An 18940-nucleotide genomic window follows, 5' to 3' on the forward strand; every position below is an offset into this window, starting at 1 on the left:
ACGAGGTCGACATGCATCTACCGTCCTCCGGCTTCAGCGCGCGCCTCAAGCGCGCCGTGACCGGGTCCGCGGACACCCCGCTGGTGTTCCTGGGCAACTTCGAGGTGGAGAACCACTGGGCGCTCGGCGAGCCCGCGCTGCCCCGGGTCGCCTCGCACGCGGGCAGTGCGGTGGTGAACCGCATGGACGAGTTCGCGCTGCTGCTCGGCGGCAAGGACGACCACGTCGTGCTGAAGACCGCCCTGGACGAGGGCTACCGCGGCTACCTGGAGGGCCTCGGCCTGGAGCTGCCCACCGTGCACGTGGTGGCCGGCCAGGACCCGCAGCGCACCGTCAGCGAGGACGCCCTCGCCGACCCCGAGCTGCTGCGCGCGCTGTCCGCCGTCGCCGCCGAGGGCGCCCGGCTGACCGCGCACGGCATCTCCACCGTCGAGGAGGAGCTGGCCGAGCGCACCGGGCTGCAGCTGGGCGCGCCGACCGCCGCGGTCTGCAAGCGGGTCAACAGCAAGGTGTACAGCCGCCGGCTCTCCGACGAGCTGGGCATCCGCCAGGCCCGCGGCTGGGCCTGCGAGACGCTGGAGGAGCTGGCCGGGGCGGTGGCCGCGGCCGGTGAACTGCTGGCGGCGGGCCGCAAGGTGGTGCTGAAGGACGCGTTCGGCGTGTCCGGCAAGGGCATCGTCGTGCTGGACTCCGAGGCCCGCCTGGGCCGGCTGCACCGGATGGCGGTCCAGCAGGCCGAGCGCGCCGCCAAGGCCGCGGGCGGGGCCCCGCGCACCGCGCTGGTGATCGAGGAGTGGGTCGCCAAGCGCTGCGACCTCAACTACCAGTTCACGGTGGGCCGGGACGGCTCCACGCACTTCGACTTCGTCAAGGAGCTGCTGACCGAGGGCGGCGTCCACAAGGGCCACCGGATCCCGGCCCGGCTGACCGACGGGCAGGTCGCCGAGATCGAGGCGACGGCGCTGCGGCTCGGCGAGCGGCTCGCCGCCGACGGCTACTACGGCGTGGTCGGCGTCGACGCGATGGTCGACCCGGACGAGGGCCTGTACCCGGTCATCGAGATCAACGCCCGCAACAACATGTCCACGTACCAGAACGTGGTGCACGAGGGCGGCCTGGCCGGGGCCGACGACGTCGCCGTCGCCCGGCACTTCCCGCTGCGGCTGACCCGCCCGCTGCCCTTCGCCGAACTGGCCGAGGTGCTGGACGGGCTGCTGCTGACCGAACGGGGCCCGCGCCCGCGCGGCCTGTTCGTGAACAACTACGCCACGGTGAACGCCGCCGCGGGCACCGCCGCCGACACCGAAGCGGACGGCTTCGAGGGCCGGCTGTACGGCGTGCTCGTCGGTGCCTCCGACGAGGAGATCGAGGCGCTCGACACCGACATCACCCGCCGCCTCGCGGCCTACCCGGAACGGAGCTGACCGTGAGCGTCGCATTCGAGGTGCAGGGCCTCGGGATCACCGAGCTCGCCGAGGAGTTCGGCACCCCGCTCTACCTGTACGACGGCGAGGAGATCACCACCCGCTTCCAGGGGCTGCGCGAGGCGCTGCACCCGGCGCTGGAGGTCTTCTACTCGCTCAAGGCGAACCCCAACATCTCCGTCTGCGCGCTGCTGCACAGCCTGGGCTCGCGCGCCGAGGTGTCCTCGCTGACGGAGCTGGTCACCGCCCGCCGGGCCGGGGTCGAGCCGCGCGACATCATCTTCCTCGGCCCGGGCAAGAGCCGCGGCGAGGTGGCGGCCTGCCTGGACGAGGACATCCACGCGATCGTCTGCGAGTCGATCGGCGAGCTGGACCTGATCGACGAGGTGGCCCGCGAGCGCGGGATCACCGCCCGGGTCGCGCTGCGGGTCAACCCGCGCTTCTCGGTGAAGGGTTCGGGCCTGACCATGGGCGGCAAGCCGCGCCAGTTCGGCACCGACGAGGAGCTGCTGCTGGCCGAGGGCAAGGACCTCGCCGGCCGCTACCCCAACATCCGGCTGATGGGCGTCCAGGTGTACCTGGGCACCCGCATCCTGATCGAGGAGTCCGTCGTCGAGAACACCCGGCGGATCCTGGAGCTGGCCGAGCGCCTCTCCACCGAGCTGGGCTTCCCGCTGGAGACGGTCGACGTCGGCGGCGGCCTCGGCATCGCCTACTTCGACAACGAGAAGGACCTCGACGTCGCCGAGCTGACCGCCGGGCTCAACCCGCTGATCGCGGACTTCCGCGCCCGGCACCCGGAGACCCGGATGATCATGGAGCTGGGCCGCTTCCTGGTCGCCGCGTCCGGCACCTACGTCACCCGGGTGCGCTACACCAAGACCTCGATGGGCGAGAACTTCGCGGTCACCGACGGCGGCACCAACCACCACATGGCGGCCGTCGGCATCGGCTCGTACGTGAAGCGCAACTTCCCGATGGCCGCGCTGGAGCGGCTGGACGAGCCGGCCACCGAGCCCTGGCACATCACCGGCCCGCTCTGCACGCCCAACGACGTCATCGGCAAGAAGGTGCCGATGCCGGCGCTGCGGGCCGGCGAGCTGATCGGGGTGCAGCGCTCCGGCGCGTACGGGCCGACGGCCTCGCCGGTGCACTTCCTCAGCCACGGCTACCCGGCGGAGGTGCTCGTCCTGGACGGGCGGGCGCACCTGATCCGGGAGCGCGACGACGTCGAGGCCATGCTCGGCCGCCAGCGGCTGTACGCGGCCCCCGGCGACGACCAGAACTGACCACCGACCGGCCGACCCACGGCCGGGACCAGCCCGAGGAGAACACCATGAGCGACACTGCCAACACCGTGGCCGACGTGAAGTACGTCGACGCCGTCCGCAAGGGCCTGTCGGAGGTCCTCAACAAGGACGTCTCCGGCGCCGACCCGGGCGTCCGCCTCTTCGACGAGCTGGGCCTGGACTCCAGCAGCGCGCTCGAACTGCTCATCACCATCGAGGAGATCCTCGACGTGCAGTTCGACGCCGACGAGCTGGACATGACCCACTTCGAGACCGTGGGCTCGCTGGCCGGCTTCGTCGCCGCGGAAGCGAGCGCCTAAGCATGTTCCGCGCGACTGCGCCCGTGCGGCGTCCGGCCCCGGCCGGCGCGGACGGCACGCCCGGCCCGGCCCCGGCGGCGGTCCTGCCGCGGCTGATCCGGGCCGGCGCCCACACCCCGCCGGGGCCTGGCGCGCCGTACCGGCCGGAGGCCGCGCGGGAGGACTTCTACCGCGAGCTCGGGGCGCTCTACGGCGCGGACTTCGACCGCGAGCAGTTCGCTGCCTCGGGGCGGCGCACCTCGGTGGAGCTGGCCCACGGCGCGCTCGACGCGCTGGGCCCGCTGACCGCCGAGGAGTGCCCCGAGGTGGTGGTGGTCGCCTACTCCGCGCCGGACTTCGACCACGCCGAGCTGGTCGCCTCCTGCGTGAAGGGGCGGCTGCCGGGCGAGCCGCTCTCCTTCGCCCTGTCCGACCAGGGCGTCCTGGCGCCGTTCAGCGCGCTGCGGGTCGCCGTGGAGTACGCCCGGCGGTGCGGCTGGTCTCGGCTGCTGCTGCTGGTCGTGGACCAGGGCACCCAGCCGTTCCCGCTGCCCGCGACGGGGCAGAGCGCCGTCCACACGGACGCCGCGGTCGCGCTGCTGATCCACTGGGACGGCGGCGACGCGCCGCTGGGCGGCGCGGCCCAGGGCCTCCCGGAGCCGGGGCTGTTCGCCGGCTGGGACGCCTCGGCCGCGCTGGTCACCGGCTCCGGCCTGTCCGACGGCTGTGCTGAACTTCCGGCACACGGCGGTCCGTGGACCAAGGTGGCGGCCGGACAGCCCGCCACCGGCGGCTGGGCCGCCCTGCTCGCCGCCGCCGACCGGGACCGCCCGGTGGTGGTGGCCGACTACGACCGGGAGCGCGGCTTCCTGGCCTACTGCACACTCGACACGGGGGAGTTGGGGGTCCGATGACGGTTCCGGCCGAGGTGCGCGAGCACTGGCAGGAGGCCCGGACGAGCGCGCGCAACGACGGCCTCGTCCCCGCACTGACCCTGCTCTCCCGCGCGCTGTCCCCCGGGGTGGCACCGCGCGGCCCGCGCGGGCACGCCGTGGTCCCGCGCGAACTCCTCGGCGAGTACGCCGAGTTCGGCGACGGCGAGGACGGGGACGGGGACGGGGGCCTGGACCCGGTGCCCGGCCTGGCCGTCCTGAACCCCGCCGACGCCACCCGGGCGCCCGCCGGCCCCGACGCCCACGACTGGGGCACCGGCCTCGCCTGGCTGCGGCTCGGCGCGTCCGAGCGGCTGCGGGAGGCCTGCCTGGCCTACCTCGCGGGCCGCCAGGTCGAGGGTTCCTCGCTGCTGCTGCAACAGCTGGTCAAGGGCGCGCTCGCCGACGTGCTGATCGACCACCTGGAGATCGAGGGCGTCCTCGACGACCTCACCGAGGGGCCGGACGACTCTCCGCCGGCCCCCGCCCGGCCGCTGGACGGCCCGGCCCTCGCCCGCCTCCAGGCCCAGATCACCCAGGCCGACCGCGCACTGCTGCGGCTGCTCGGGGCGTACGGTTTCACCGCCGAGGGGCCGGGCCGGGCGGCGTACGCCTCCGAGCTCCTCGCCGACGTGTACTGCGGCTGGCCGGGGCCGGCCGGGGACACGGCGCAGAACGTCGACTCCCGGAAGGGGAACGTGTGATCAGCCTGCCCGGCCCGCTGGAAACCACGCACCGGCACGTGCGGCGGTGGGCCGAAGACCTGCGGGCGGGCGCGCTCGACCTCGACCGGGACCCGGAGGCCGTCCACCGCTTCCTGGACCTGCCCGCCGTGCGCTTCCTGGCCGGCCACCAGGTGCCGCCGGAGTGGGACCGGGCGTCCGCCGAGGCCGGTGCTGGCCCCGCGCACGGCCTGGCGACCCTGGAACGGGTCCTGGTGAGCGAGGAACTGGCGCGCGGCGATGCCGGGATGATGCTGGGCGCGCCCGGCGCCTCGATGTGCGGGGTGCTGCTGAGCGTGCTCGGCAGCCAGGCCCAGAAGGACTGGGTGTACGGCCGGCTCGCCGAACGCCCCCGCTGGACCTGCTTCGGCCTCACCGAGCCCGACCGCGGCTCGGCCATCGGCGAGATGACCACCACGCTGACCCCGGTGGGCGACGGCTCGTACGTCCTGGACGGCGAGAAGCGCTACGTCGGCAACGCCGCCCGGGCCGACCTGGGCGCCGTGTTCGCGCGGGTCGCGGGCACCGAGCGGCTCGGCGTGCTGGCCGTCCTGGTGGACACCGCCGACCCCGGCTTCCGGGCGGAGCCGCTGCCCACCCTCGGCCTGCGCGGCGTCCAGCTGACCCGGATCACCCTCGACGGGGTGCACGTGCCGGCCGAACGGGTGCTCGGCGCCCACCTGCCGCCGACCCGGCGGGGGATGTGGAGCATCGTCTCGGTCTTCAACCAGCTCCGCCCGAGTGTGGCCGCGATCGCCCTCGGCATCGCCCGGGCCGCCCACGACTACGTCGCCGAGAACCGCCGGGAACTGCGCGGCGCGGAGCGCGAGCTGTTCGAGTCGCTCGGCCAGCGGATCGACGCGGCCCGCCGGTTGACCTACCGGGCGGCCCTCGCGGTGGACCGCAAGCCGGCCGCCGGGCACCTCTCCTCGGCGGCGAAGGCCCGCGCCTGCGAACTCGCCGAGGACGTCACGATGCGCGCGCTGGGTTTCTTCGGGCCCGGCGCCCGGCTGGACCACCCGCTCCTCGACAAACTCGCCCGGGACGCACGGGGCGTGGAGTTCATGGAGGGGACACGGAACATCCAGAAGCTGAATCTGTTCCAGGGGCTGCACACCGGAAAGGTGGGCCGGTTCTGAACGGGACAGAACAACCGGTCGGTCGGGATACGGTCGAGATCTGGCAGATTCCGCTGACCGGTGGCGAGCACCCGGACCGCCCGGACGGCGAAGCCGCCCAGGGCGCCCCGGACGGGTACCCGCCGCACCTGGAGGAACTGCTCGACGAGCAGGAGCGGGCGCGCGCCCGGAGCGGACAGTTGCCCGGGCTGCGGCGCCGCTTCGTGCTCGCGCACGCCGCCACCCGGATCGTCCTCGGCGAGCGCCTCGGCCGCCCCCCGGCCGGGCTGCGCTTCAGCCGCGGCCCGTGGGGGAAGCCGGCCGTCGAGGACGCGCCGGGCCTGCACTTCAACCTGTCCCACTCGGGCGAGATCGCCCTGCTCGCCCTGGCATCACGGCCGGTCGGCGTGGATGTCGAGCTGGCCCGCGCCGAGCTGGACACCGCCCGGCTGGCCGGTCGCTTCTTCCCCCCGGACGAACGGGAGCTGGTGGCCCGGGGCGGGCCCGACGCCTTCACCCGGCTGTGGACCAGGAAGGAGGCGTGCGTGAAGGCCTCGGGCGCCAGACTCACCCAGGGCATGGGGATCCCGGTCGCCCACGACGGACCGGAAGCCACCGTGTACGCACGCTCCGGTCCGTTGCCCGGTCCGTGGAGAGTCACCGACCTGCCGCTGCCCGAGGAATACGCGGGGTCCGTCGCACTGATCGGCGACGGGCCCTTTAACGTGTCCCGGCGGATGTGGTATCAAATTCCGCCCGGGGAATCCGGCGGCAGCCCTCTCGGGTCGGCTGTCAAGTAGAAGAAACTCCCCCTCCAATCGTCGAAGTTGTACCCGTGATCATGCGTCGAAGCGTCACTAGATTCAGTGATGCAGGCGAACGCCGCACCGCACCGGCCGGACTCACAAGTCAGGCCCGTGTCTTGATCCGGGCATTTCTTTTGAGGAGGGGAACGTGATCGTGGAAGGCAGGAACGTGATCACCAGGGCCGCTCGGTGGAGCGCCGTCCACCCCTGGTGGGCGATCGCGCTCTGGGTGGCGTTCGTCGTGGCGGCCCTCGTGGTCGGCGGCGTCACGGGCACCCGGCAGGCCACCACCTCCGACCTCGCCATCGGCCAGTCCGGCCGGGCGGCCGCGATCGCCCGCAGCGGCGGCCTCCAGGAGCGCGCGGTGGAGAACGTCCTCATCACCCCGTGGGGCGGCGGCCGGCTCGACCCCGTCCAGGCGCAGTCCGCGGCCTCGGACGCCACCCGCGACCTGAAGGCCCTCCCCGGCATCAGCTCGATCGACGCCCCGGTGCCCGCGCCGGACGGCTCGGCCCTGCTCGTCCCGGTGACCCTCGACGGCGATCCGGAGACCTCCGCCGACCGGGTGCAGCCGCTCATCGACACCGTGGCGAGGACCCACTCGTCGCACACCGAGCTGCGGATGGAACTCGTCGGCGCCGGCTCGATCAAGGCCGGGCTCAACGAGATGCTGAGCAAGGACCTCGGCAAGGCGACCGTGCTGAGCCTGCCGGTGACGCTGCTCGTGATGGTCTTCGTGTTCGGCGCGATCGTCGCCGCGAGCGTCCCGGTCGTCCTCGGCCTGTCCTCGGTGCTCGCCGGGCTCGGCCTGTGGGGGGTGGCCTCCCAACTGGTGCCCGATCCGGGGCCGGTGACGCACGTCATCGTGCTGATGGGCATGGCCATCGGGGTCGACTACTCGCTGTTCTACCTCAAGCGCCAGCGCGAGGAGCGGGCGTTGGGCGCCAACAACATCGACGCCATCGAGATCGCGGCCGCCACCTCCGGGCACTCGGTGCTGGTGTCCGGCGTGGTCGTCATGATCTCGATGGGGGCGCTCTACCTCGCCGGGCACATCGCCTTCGAGTCGATGGCCACCGGCGCGGTGCTGGTGGTCGCCATCGCGATCACCTCCTCGCTGACCGTGCTGCCGGCCATGCTGTCCCGGTTCGGCCGCTACCTGGACGCGCCGCGGGTCCCGCTGGTGTGGCGGCTCACCCAGAAGGGCGGGGTCAAACCGCGGCTGTGGTCGACCATGCTCAAGCCCGCCCTGCGCCACCCGGTGATCGCACTGGTGGTCTCGGTCGGCGCGCTGCTCGTCCTCGCGCTGCCCGCCCTCGGCCTGAAGCTCAAGGCCACCGGGATCGACGACCTGCCCCGGTCGATCCCGGCGATGCAGGCCAACGAGCGGCTGACCCACTCCTTCCCGAGCCAGGCCGACACCCACACCGTCGCGGTGAAGGTCCCGACCGACCGGACGGCGCAGTTGGGCACCGCGGTGGAGTCGCTGGTCGAACGCGCCTCGCAGGACGACCTCTTCGTGCACAACCCCGCGCCGGTCGTCCGCACCTCCCCCGACGGCACGGTCGCCACCATCGCGATCGGCACCCACTTCGACAGCGGCTCCCCGCAGGCCCGCGCCTCGCTGGCCCGGCTGCGCCAGGACCTCGCCCCGCAGACCCTCGGCACGGTCGCGGGCGCCGAGTTCGCGGTCGGCGGCAGCGACGTCGCGTTCGACGTCGACTACCGGGCGAACGTCATGCACAAGATGCCCTGGGTGCTCGGAGTGGCCCTGGTGCTGACCTTCCTGGTGATGACCGCCGCGTTCCGCTCGGTGGTGCTCGCGCTGATCACCGTGGTGCTCAACGTGCTGTCCGCGGCGGCCTCCTTCGGCCTGCTCGCGCTGATCTTCCAGCACACCTGGGCGGAGGACCTGCTGCACTTCGAGTCCACCGGCCGGGTGGTGGCCTGGCTGCCGCTGATGCTCTTCGTGATCCTGCTCGGCCTGTCGATGGACTACCACGTCTTCGTGGTCAGCCGGATCCGGGAGGCGGCGCGCGGCGGGCTCTCCGTCAAGGAGGCGGTCGAGCAGGGCATCACCCGCACGGCCGGCGTGGTGACCAGCGCCGCGGTGGTGATGGTCTGCGTGTTCGCCCTGCTGGCCTCGCTGAACTTCATCGAGATGAAGCAGATGGGGGTGGGCATGGCCTGCGCGGTGCTGCTCGACGCGACGGTGATCCGGATCGTCGTCCTGCCGGCCGTGGTCACCCTGCTCGGCTGGAAGACCTTCTGGCCCTCGCGGCTCGCGCGCCAGACCACGACCCGGACCCCGCGGATGCCGGCCATCGTGGCCGCCGCGGCGGCGGCCTCGGCGGCACGCACGACCCTCCCGTAACACGGGACCCGTCCAACTCGACGGCCGGGGAAGGGCTTAGCCCCTCCCCGGTCCTTTTCGTGTGCGTTTGGTGCAGGCGCCTGGCCACAACCAGTCGTGACAAGGGGTTTGACGCCGACTGTCCCGTGGTGGTTTGTTACGGGAGTTGTAGAATCGCATGCGCGTTCGTCGGCACGTGAACGACCTTCCCGGTGACGGGGGGGCGCAACTGCCGGTGGACGCGCCACGGGGAAGCAGGGGGCGGTCAGGGGGGTGGCCATGCACAGTGACGGCAGCCTCGCCTCGGCGCGCTGGCGCAACGAACTCACCCGGGTCGGGACGTTGTCCGGACGGGAACGGCAGGTCTTCGACCTGATCGGTGCCGGACACTCCAACCGCGGCATCGCTGCCCGACTGCACGTCACAGAGCGCACGGTGAAGGCGCATGTCGCCAACATCCTGGCGAAACTGGGAGTGGAGTCGCGGCTTCAGGTGGGGTTGGTGGCGCAGGTTCATCAACTCATGTACGAAGGTACATGGCCGGACGACCCAGGCGTGTCCGATACTTGACCAGCGCGAATGATACCCAGGCTTTTCCCCTTTGTCAGGCCACCCCAAACACGTCGACCACTGTTGACGGTGGCCGGGCCGAGGTCACAGGAGAAAAGCTTGTGGCTGGAGTTCACCGCTAGGGACGGGGAATTTGGTGTACATCTCCATATTAGGCCCACTATTGATCGGCGACGGTCAGCGCACCGTAGGTCTACGGGCGAAGAAGAATCGCGTGATGCTCACCATGCTGGCGCTCAACGCCGGTCAGGTGGTCGCGTTCGACGAACTGATCGACGAGCTGTGGGGGGAAGCGCCGCTCAAGAACGCGCGCAACGCCTTGCAGGCCAATGTCAAACGCATGCGCAAATCGTTGGCGGAACTTGGTCTGGAGGGGCCGGACCAGGAACTCATCCGCACGGTTGACAACGGTTACATGCTCAACGTCTCGGAGGACGCGGTCGACGCGTACCGGTTCCTGCGGACGGCGGAGAAAGGCGCGGGGCTGGTCAGCGACCGGCCGTACGAAGCGATGGACACGCTCCGCAAGTCGCTCGGGATGTGGCGCGGACCGGCCCTGCTCGACACGAGCGACGGGCCCTGGTGCCGTGCCGTAGCGCTGCGTCTGGACGAGCAGCGCAAGACCGCGCGGGAGGACCTGATCTCGGCCCAGCTGCAAGCGGGCGAGGCGGGGACGGTGGTGGCCGAGCTGAAGCAGTTGCTCGCCCAGTACCCGGAACGCGAGCGGTTCAGCGAGCAGTTGATGATCGCCCTCTACCGGTGCGGCCGGCAGTCGGAGGCCGTCGACATCTTCCACCGCACCCGGAAGTGGCTCGACGACGAGTTGGGGCTCAAGCCGAGTCGTCGTCTCCACCACCTCTACCAGGCGATCCTGATGCAGGATCCCTCGCTGTAAGTCCCGTCGGGGCGAGGGCAGTTCGCCCCGACACGCCGGCGGCTCCCCCGCTGGGGAGCCGCCGACGGCCCCGTGACGGCCGGGCCCGGATTCCGGGCCCGGCCGTCCGGTCGTTCAGGACCGGCGCAGCGCGGCGTCGGCCACCGCGCCGATCCGGCCGGCCGCCTCCCGGCCGAGCATCTCCTCGTGGCCGCAGGCGACGTCGTGCACCGTCAGCGCGCCGGTCAGGTGCGCGCGCCAGCGGTCGGCGAGCTCGGCGGCGGGGGCGCCCTGCACCTCGTCGGCGGCGGTGAACAGCAGCAGCGAGCCGTCGAACCGGCCGGGGGTGAACTCCCGGGCGATGTCCGTGTGGTGGCGCATCACCGCCATCAGCCGGCGCAGCTCCCCGTCGTCGATGCCCGCCCCGGCAGCGTGGTGGGCGAGGAAGGCCCCGCGGATCTCCTCGTCGGTCGGGTTGTGGTCGCCCGGCAGCACCGGGAAGACGTCCAGCGCCGCCAGGAAGGCCACCCGCTCGCCCGCCGCCTGGAGCTGCACCGCCATCTCGTGCGCGACCAGCCCGCCGAAGGACCAGCCCAGCAGGTGGTACGGGCCGTGCGGCTGCACCCGGCGGATCCTCGCCAGGTACGTGGCCGCCAGTTCCCGTACGCCCTGCGGCCGTTCCCACTCCCCCTCGGGCGCGGCGATGCCGTCGGACTGCAGCGCGTACACCGGCCGGGCCGGGTCGAGGTGCGGGGCCAGCTCCGCGTACGGCAGGCCGAAGCCGACCCCGCCGTGCACGCAGAACAGCGGCTCGGCGGTGCCGCCCGGCCGGATCGGCAGCACCGGCTCCAGCACCGTCGCGGGGAGCCGCTGCGAGCCTGCGGGCCGGGCGGCGGCGGCGAGGGCCGCCACCGTCTTGTGGGTGAAGACGTCGGCCAGCGAGAGCGTGAGCCCGGCCTTCGCGGCCCGGCTGACGATCTGCACCGAGCGCAGGCTGTCGCCGCCGAGGTCGAAGAAGTCCCCGTCGGCGCCGACCTGGTCGAGGCCGAGGATCTCACCGAAGACCCCGGCGATGACCTCCTCGGCCGGCGTGCCCGGGCGCCGCACCGGGGCCTGCGCGGCGGCGGGCGCGGCACCGGGCGCCGGCAGGGCGCGGGTGTCGAGCTTGCCGTTCGCGGTCAGCGGCAGCGCGGGCAGCGTCACCAGCGTCGCGGGCACCATGTGCGCGGGCAGCGACTCGGCGACGAACGCGCGCAGCACCGGCACGTCGACGGCGGCGACGCCGGGCAGCGGCACCACGTACCCGGTCAGCTGGGGCACGCCGGTGGGCGAGGGCGCGACCTGCACCGCGGCCTGCACGACCACCGGGTGGCGCACCAGCGCGGCCTCGATCTCGCCGAGCTCGATCCGGAAGCCGCGCAGCTTCACCTGGTGGTCCACCCGGCCGACGTAGTCGAGCGTGCCGTCGGCCCGCCAGCGGACCAGGTCGCCGGTGCGGTACATCCGGGTGCCGGCCGGCCCGTACGGGTCGGCGACGAAGCGCTCGGCGGTGGTGACGGGGCGGCGCAGGTAGCCGTGCGCCAGGCCGGTGCCGGCGATGTACAGCTCGCCGGTGACGCCGACCGGCGCGGGCGCGAGGGCGTCGTCCAGGACGTACAGCCGGTGGTTGTCCAGCGGGCGGCCGATCGGCGGGCGGCCGCTGCCGGGGCGCAGCGGGTCGCTCCAGGTGGCGCAGACCGAGGCCTCGGTCGGGCCGTAGGCGTTGCGGAACTCGGTCAGCGGGGCGAACCGGTCGACCAGCGCGGCCGGGCAGGCCTCGCCGCCGACCAGCAGGTGCAGGCCCTCGGGCAGCACCACGTCCTCGGGCAGGCCGGCCACCACGGTGGGCGGCAGCACCACGTGGTTGACCTGGTGCTCGGCGAGCAGCGCGCCCAGCACCTCGCCGGAGACCCGGCTCTCGTCGGTGGCGACCACCAGGGTGCCGCCCGAGTACAGCGAGACGCCGAGCTCCCAGACGGTGGCGTCGAAGCTGAACGAGGCGAACTGCAGCACCCGGGTGTCCGGCCCCGCGCCCATCCGCGCCTGGTGGTTGGCGGCCAGGTTGGCCGCCCCCAGGTGCGGCACCGCGACGCCCTTGGGGCGGCCGGTGGAGCCCGAGGTGTAGATCACGTAGGCGACGTCCTGCGGGACGAGCGGCCGGGTGCGGTCGGCGTCGACGGGGTTGCGGTCGGGCCGGCCGGTCAGGTCGGACCGGGTACGCAGGGAGTCCAGGACCAGCGGGACGACGCCCTCGGGCAGCCCCGGGATCCGGTCGGCGACCGCCTCGACGGTCAGCACCTGGGCGGGCGCCGCGTCGTCGAGCATGTAGGCGATCCGCTCGGCCGGGTACTGCGGGTCGACCGGCAGGTAGGCGGCGCCGGTCTTGAGCACCGCCAGCAGCGCGATCACCAGCGGCGCGGAGCGCGGCATCGCCAGCGCGACCACGTCGCCGGGGCCGACCCCGCGCTCCAGCAGCAGGTGGGCGAGCCGGTTGGCCCGCTCGTTGAGCGCCGCGTAGGACAGCCGCATCGTCGCCGGGCCGGCCGGTACGCCGTCCGGGCCGATCAGCGCGGGGTGGTCCGGGTCGGCGGCCGCCAGGCCCTCGAACAGGGCGGTCAGGGTGACCGGGGTGAACGGGGCGGTCGGGCCGGCCCACTCCTCCAGCAGGACGCGACGCTCCTCGGCGGTGAGCAGGTCGAGGGCGCTGAGCGGCGCGTCGGGGGTGCGGGCGGCGGAGTCGAGCAGGGTGGCCAGGGCCCGGGCGAGGCGGGCCGCCGTCGCCCCGGTGAACAGGTCCTCGCGGTACTCCAGGCGGATGTCCAGTCCGGCCGGGGCGCCGTCCGGGCCGGTCCGATCCAGTACCTGGAAGGACAGGTCGAACTTGGCCGTCGTGCTGCCGATCGGCAGCACCTCGGCGCTCAGGCCGGGCATCGCGGGCAGCGGGTCGGCACTGTTCTCGAAGGCCAGGATCACCTGGAAGAGCGGCTGCCGGCCCATCGAGCGGACCGGGTTGAGCTCCTCCACCAGGTGCTCGAAGGGCAGTTCGGCGTGCCCGTAGGCGGTCAGGTCGGTCTCCCGGACCCGCCCGAGCAGGGCGGTGAACGCCGGGTCGCCCGAGGTGTCGGTGCGCAGCACCACGGTGTTGACGAAGAAGCCGACCAGGTCCCGGACGGCGTCGTCGGTGCGCCCGGCCACCGGGCTGCCGAGCGGGATGTCGGTGCCCGCGCCCAGCCGGGTGAGGAGCGCGGCCAGGCCCGCCTGGACGGCCATGAACAGGCTGGCGCCGCCGCGCCGGGCCAGTTCGGCGAGCCGGGCGTGGGTCTCGGCGGGCACCGTGCACTCGACCTCGGCGCCGCGGTGCCCGGCCCGGGCCGGGCGGGGGAAGTCGGTGGGCAGGTCCAGCTCCTCCGGGATGCCCGCCAGCGCCTCGCGCCAGTGCGCGAGTTCGGCGCTGGCCAGGCTGTCCGGGTCGTCCTTGGAGCCGAGCAGTTCGCGCTGCCAGAGCGCGTGGTCGGCGTACTGCACCGGCAGCGGCTCCCAGCGCGGCCCGGCGCCGTCCAGCCGGGCCCGGTAGGCGTCGGAGAGGTCGCGGGCGAGCGGGCCGAGCGACCAGCCGTCGGCGGCGATGTGGTGCACCGTCAGGGCCAGCGCGTGGCTGTCCCGGCCGAGGGTGAACAGCCGGGCCCGCAGCGGCACCTGGGCGGACAGCTCGAAGGGGTGGGCGGCCTCGGCGGCCAGCGCCGCCTCCAGCGCGCCCGGCGCCGCCCCGGAGAGGTCCACCACGACCAGCGGGGCGCCGGCCTGCTCGGCCTCCTCGGCGGAGAGCACCAGCTGCGAGGGCAGCCCGTCGGCCTCGGCGAAGACGGTGCGCAGGCTCTCGTGCCGGGCCACCACGTCCCGGACGGCGGCGGCCAGCGCGGCGGCGTCCAGCGGGCCGGTGAGGCGGACCGCCAGCGGGATGTTGTAGCTGCCGGTGGGGCCGTCCATCTTGTCCAGGAACCAGAGCCGCTCCTGGGCGTGCGAGAGCGGCACCGAGGACGGCCGGTTCGGGACGGCGCGCAGCGCGGGGCGCCGGGGGGCCGGCTCCGCCGCGTCGGCGGCCGCCGACTCCGGGTCGAGGGCGCGGGCCAGCGCCTCGGCCGTCCGGGCGTCGAACAGGGCCCGCACCGGGACGTCCGCGCCGAGCGCGGCACGCAGCCGGTTGGCGACCCTGGTCGCGGACAGCGAGTGGCCGCCGAGTTCGAAGAAGTCGTCGTCGGCGCCGACCCGGTCGAGCCCGAGGGCCTCCGCGAAGACCGCGCAGAGCAGTTCCTCGCGCTCCCCCGCAGGCTCGCGTCCGGTGCCCGCCCGCTCGTCCGGCGGGGCGGGCAGGGCCTTGCGGTCGACCTTGCCGTTGGGGGTCAGCGGCAGGTCGTCCAAGGGAACGTACACGGCAGGGATCATGTGCGTGGGCAGCACCGATGACGCCCGCTCCCGCAAGCGGTCGCGGTCGATCCCTGCCGGTACGACATAGGCGACCAGGCGGGCGTCCCCCGCCTGGTCGGTGCGGGCCGTGACGACGGCCCGCGTCACTCCGGGCTGCGCCGCGAGCACGGACTCGATCTCGCCGAGTTCGATGCGGTAGCCACGGATCTTCACCTGGTGGTCGCTGCGCCCTGCGTACTCCAGGGCGGTGCCGGCGGCGTCCCAGCGGACGATGTCGCCGGTGCGGTACATCCGCGTGCCGCTCGGGCCGTACGGGTCGGCGACGAAGCGCTCGGCGCTCAGGCCGGGGCGGCCCAGGTAGCCGCGGGCCAGGCCGGTGCCGGCGAGGTAGAGGTCGCCGAAGGTGCCGTCGGGGACGGGGCGCAGCGCGCCGTCCAGGACGTACACCCGGGTGTTGGCGATCGGGCCGCCGATCGGCGGCGGCCCGGCCGCGGCGGCGGTCAGCGGCGCGGCAGTGGACCAGATGGTGGTCTCGGTCGGGCCGTACACGTTGGTCACGGACGCGCAGTGCGCGGTGAGGGTGCGGGCCAGCGGCTCGGGCAGCGCCTCGCCGCCGACCAGGGCGCGCAGGCCGGCCAGCCGGGGGGCGTGGTCGGCGGCGAGCGACTGCCAGAGGCTGGGGGTGGCCTGCAGCAGGGTGGCGTCCAGGCCGGTGACGGCGTCCGCCAGGGCGGCCGGGTCGCGGACCGTCTCGCGGTCGGCGACCAGCAGTTCGGCGCCGGCGGCGAGCGGGACGAACAGCTCCAGGTTGGCGATGTCGAAGCCGAAGGTGGTGACGGCGAGGAAGCGGTCCTCGGTGGTCACTTCGAAGCGGGCGACCATGTCCTCGACCAGGTTGACCAGCGCCCGGTGCGGCACCACGACGCCCTTGGGGCGGCCGGTGGAGCCCGAGGTGTAGATCACGTACGCGGGGTGGTCGGCGTGCGGGGCCGTGCCCGGTACGCGCTGCCCGGGCGCACCGGTCGCGGCGTCCGGGCCGTCCAGGACCCACAGTTCGCCGGTGCTCATCTCGCCTTCGGCGGCTTCGGCGGCGAGGAGTTCGCGCACCCGGCGGTGGGTGAGGGTGACCACCGGGGCGGCGTCGGCGAGCATGTAGCGCAGCCGGTCGGCCGGGTAGTCCGGGTCCAGCGGCAGGTAGGCCGCGCCGGACTTGAGGACGGCCAGGGCGGCGACCACCAGGTCGCAGGAGCGGTCCAGCGCGATCGCCACCACCTGCTCCGGGCCGGCCCCGGCAGCGTGCAGGGCGTGCGCCAGCGCGTCGGCGCGGGCGTGCAGTTCGCGGTAGGTCAGGCGCTCCTCGCCGCAGCGCACGGCGGGCGCGTCCGGGGTACGGGCGGCCCGGGCGGCCAGCAACGGGGCCAGCCAGTCGCCGGGCAGCGGCGTCCCGGTGGCGTTGCGGGCCTCGGTGATCCCGGCGCGCTCGGCCTCGTCCAGGACGTCCAGCCGGCCGCACGGCTCGTCGGGCCGGGCGACGGCGGCGGCCAGCAGCCGGGCGAAGCGCCGCCCGACCAGTTCGGCCTCGGCCCGGGTGACCAGCGCGGGCACGTGGTTGACGGCCAGGCCGAACGGGGTGCCGGGGAAGACCGTGAGGGTGACCGGGAAGTGGGTGGCGGAGCGGACGTCGGCGCCGGTCACCCGGGGGCCGGTGCCGGTGGCCAGCGGCAGGCCGCCCATCGGGTAGTTCTGGAACATCAGGGCGGTGTCGAAGAGTTCGCCGCGCACGGCGGTGAGCTGCTGGACCTCCGCCAGGGTCAGGTGCTCGTGCGCCAGCAGCGCGGTCTGCGACCGCTGCACGTCGGCGAAGAGCTCGGCCGGGGTGCGGGCCGGGTCGACGTCCACCCGGACCGGGAGCGTGTTGGCGAACAGGCCCACCATCCGCTCGACGTCCGGGACCTCGGCCGGCCGGCCGGAGGTGACCGCGCCGAACAGCACGGTGTCCTGGCCGGTCAGCCGGGACAGCAGCAGCGCCCAGCAGCCCTGCACCACCGCGTTGACGGTCAGGCCGCGCGAGCGGGCGAAGCCGGTCAGCGCGGTGGAGACCTCGGGGGTCAGCTCCAGCGGGACGGCCTGCGGCAGCGCGGCCGCGCCGGCGGCCCGGTCGCGGCCGGCCGGCACCAGCCGGGTCGGGTCGACGACCCCGGCCAGGGCGGCGGTCCAGGCCTGCCGGGCGGCCTCCTTGTCCTGCGCGCCGAGCCAGGCCAGGTGCGCCTGGTAGCGGGCCGCGCCGGCCCGCGGCTGCTTGGCGGGGGTGCCGCCGGCCTTCAGCTCCTCGGCGAGCGCGGCGAGTTCGCCGATCAGCGAGACCATCGACCAGCCGTCCACCAGGATGTGGTGGACGGTCCAGACCAGCCGGCAGCGCCCGCCCTCGGCGCGGGCCAGGGTGAGCCGCTGGAGCGGCGGGCGGGCGAGGTCGAAGCGGCGCAGCCGGTCCTCCTCGGCGAGCCGGTCGAACTCCGTCTCCGGCCCCTCGGCGGAGGCCGCCACCGCGACCTCGCGCCACGGCAGTTCGACCGACGTGGGGATCACCTGGATCGCCTCGCCGTTCTTGCGGTGCCGGAAGCAGGCCTTCAGGTTGGGGTGCCGCTCCAGGAGCAGGCCCGCCGCGGTGCGCAGCGCGGCGGCATCGGCGTCGGTCAGCTCGTCCAGGTCGAGGACCAGCTGAATGGTGTAGACGTCCGTCCCCTCACGGTCGTACTCCGAGAGAAAGAGCAGTCCCTGTTGCAGCGGCGAGAGCGGAAGGACTTCACTGATGGCGGACGGCCGATTCAAACCGGGCTCCTCGTGGAAGGCCTGCAAGTGCGGAATAACAAACGCTTTCCGATGGCGCTGACGAGCAACTGACCGGCAACTGACGGACGGCTGACGCGCGCCTCAGGACGGGTCCGAAACCCTGGTCGCGGACCCCGTCAGCAGTCCGTCAGCCCCTCGTCAGCGCCCGGCGGGAGGCTTGCCGCCGAGGCTAATTCGTTACCGAAGGCCAGGAGTCTCCAGTGCCGGTCATTTCCGCGTCGCACGAATTCGAGGTCAGCGACCTCTTCGTGAATCTGCAGCCGTTCTTCGGGCACCGTCTCTTCCTGAAAGTCGAAGGGTTCAACTTCGCCGGGTCCATCAAGCTGAAAGCGGCCCGGGAAATGGTCGCGCAGGCCGAGGCGGCGGGCGTCCTCGGCCCCGGCTCGACCCTGGTGGAATCCTCGTCCGGGAACATGGGCGTCGCCCTGAGCGTGCTCGCCGCCAGCCGCGGCTACAAGTTCATCTGCGTCACCGACTCTCGCTGCAACGAGGTCACCCGCCGCACCATGGAGTCGTACGGCGCCGAGGTGCACCTGATCACCGAGCCGCACGAGACCGAGGGCTTCCTCGGTGCGCGGATCCGCCACGTCAAGGCGCTGCTCGCCGCCGACGAGAAGCGGGTCTGGCTCAACCAGTACCTGAGTCCGGGCAACTGGATGGCGCACTACCGGACCACCGCGCCGGCCATCGCCCGCCAGTTCCCGGACCTGAACGTGCTGTTCATCGGCGCGGGCACGACCGGGACGCTGATGGGCTGCGCCCGGTACTTCCGCGAGCGGCGCCCCTCGGTGCGGGTCGTCCCGGTCGACAGCGTCGGCTCGGTCACCTTCGGCGCCCCGCCGGCCACCCGGCACATCCCGGGTCTGGGCACCAGCGTGCGGCCCGCGCTGCTGGACGAGTCGCTGGTGGAGCGGGCGGTCCACGTCGAGGAGACCGACACCGTCCGCACCTGCCGCGAACTGATGCGCGGCGGCTTCCTGTTCGGCGGTTCCACCGGGACGGCCGTCAGCGGCGCGCTGCGCTGGCTGAACGAGCACTACGGCGACGGCGCGGGCGGCGTGCGCGAGCGGGTGACCGCCGTGACCATCTCGCCGGACCTGGGCGAGCGCTACATGGACACCGTCTACCACGACGAGTGGGTGCGCGGTTCGGTCGGCCCGGAGGGCCTGCTGCCCGGGGTCGAGCACCGGGGCCTCGGGGCGGGCGTCGCCGCCGGGCTCCAGACGGTGTCCGGCTGAC

General features: G+C 73.7%; 12 protein-coding genes. 11 read left to right on the forward strand and 1 reads right to left on the reverse strand.

Going from position 1 to position 18940, the window contains the following annotated elements:
- The first annotated feature begins 11 nt into the window (after positions 1–11).
- The 10 genes from ACFWPI_RS11535 to ACFWPI_RS11580 all read left to right on the forward strand — a co-directional run bounded on the left by ACFWPI_RS11535 (position 12) and on the right by ACFWPI_RS11580 (position 10408).
- The gene (locus tag ACFWPI_RS11535) at positions 12–1424 is read left to right on the forward strand and encodes a hypothetical protein (RefSeq protein WP_380378845.1); all 1413 of its coding nucleotides are present in this window, start codon (positions 12–14) and stop codon (positions 1422–1424) included.
- Between the two features lie 2 nt (positions 1425–1426).
- Positions 1427–2713, forward strand: coding sequence for a type III PLP-dependent enzyme (locus tag ACFWPI_RS11540; protein WP_063348737.1), 1287 nt, complete (start codon positions 1427–1429; stop codon positions 2711–2713).
- Positions 2714–2760: 47 nt separating this feature from the next.
- On the forward strand, positions 2761–3033 hold the full coding sequence (locus ACFWPI_RS11545) for an acyl carrier protein (protein WP_063348736.1): 273 nt from the start codon (positions 2761–2763) through the stop codon (positions 3031–3033).
- Positions 3034–3035: 2 nt separating this feature from the next.
- Entirely contained in the window at positions 3036–3926 is an 891-nt protein-coding gene (locus ACFWPI_RS11550) for a hypothetical protein (RefSeq protein WP_380335737.1), read from the forward strand.
- Positions 3923–4648, forward strand: coding sequence for a hypothetical protein (locus ACFWPI_RS11555; protein WP_380378842.1), 726 nt, complete (start codon positions 3923–3925; stop codon positions 4646–4648). Before ACFWPI_RS11550 ends, ACFWPI_RS11555 begins: the two co-directional genes overlap by 4 nt.
- Positions 4645–5805 carry an acyl-CoA dehydrogenase family protein gene (locus tag ACFWPI_RS11560; protein WP_380378840.1) on the forward strand — a complete coding sequence of 387 codons (1161 nt, stop codon included), beginning with the start codon at positions 4645–4647 and terminating at the stop codon, positions 5803–5805. Before ACFWPI_RS11555 ends, ACFWPI_RS11560 begins: the two co-directional genes overlap by 4 nt.
- A gap of 179 nt (positions 5806–5984) precedes the next feature.
- Entirely contained in the window at positions 5985–6584 is a 600-nt protein-coding gene (locus ACFWPI_RS11565) for a 4'-phosphopantetheinyl transferase superfamily protein (protein WP_371518148.1), read from the forward strand.
- A 154-nt stretch (positions 6585–6738) separates the two neighbouring features.
- Positions 6739–8964 carry an MMPL family transporter gene (locus ACFWPI_RS11570; RefSeq protein ID WP_380378839.1) on the forward strand — a complete coding sequence of 742 codons (2226 nt, stop codon included), beginning with the start codon at positions 6739–6741 and terminating at the stop codon, positions 8962–8964.
- Positions 8965–9222: 258 nt separating this feature from the next.
- Complete coding sequence (locus tag ACFWPI_RS11575) at positions 9223–9513, forward strand: helix-turn-helix transcriptional regulator (RefSeq protein WP_107453059.1); 291 nt, start codon at positions 9223–9225, stop codon at positions 9511–9513.
- A gap of 136 nt (positions 9514–9649) precedes the next feature.
- Positions 9650–10408 carry an AfsR/SARP family transcriptional regulator gene (locus ACFWPI_RS11580; protein ID WP_279634911.1) on the forward strand — a complete coding sequence of 253 codons (759 nt, stop codon included), beginning with the start codon at positions 9650–9652 and terminating at the stop codon, positions 10406–10408.
- Positions 10409–10522: 114 nt separating this feature from the next.
- On the opposite strand, the gene ACFWPI_RS11585 is transcribed toward ACFWPI_RS11580, so the two are convergent.
- Complete coding sequence (locus ACFWPI_RS11585; RefSeq protein ID WP_380372963.1) at positions 10523–17680, reverse strand: amino acid adenylation domain-containing protein; 7158 nt, start codon at positions 17678–17680, stop codon at positions 10523–10525.
- Positions 17681–17901: 221 nt separating this feature from the next.
- On the opposite strand from ACFWPI_RS11585, the gene sbnA reads away from it, so the two are divergent.
- Entirely contained in the window at positions 17902–18939 is a 1038-nt protein-coding gene (sbnA, locus tag ACFWPI_RS11590) for a 2,3-diaminopropionate biosynthesis protein SbnA (RefSeq protein WP_063348730.1), read from the forward strand.
- The last annotated feature ends 1 nt before the right edge of the window (position 18940 follow it).

The organism is Kitasatospora sp. NPDC058492 (genome assembly GCF_042720685.1).
Classification (GTDB): domain Bacteria; phylum Actinomycetota; class Actinomycetes; order Streptomycetales; family Streptomycetaceae; genus Kitasatospora.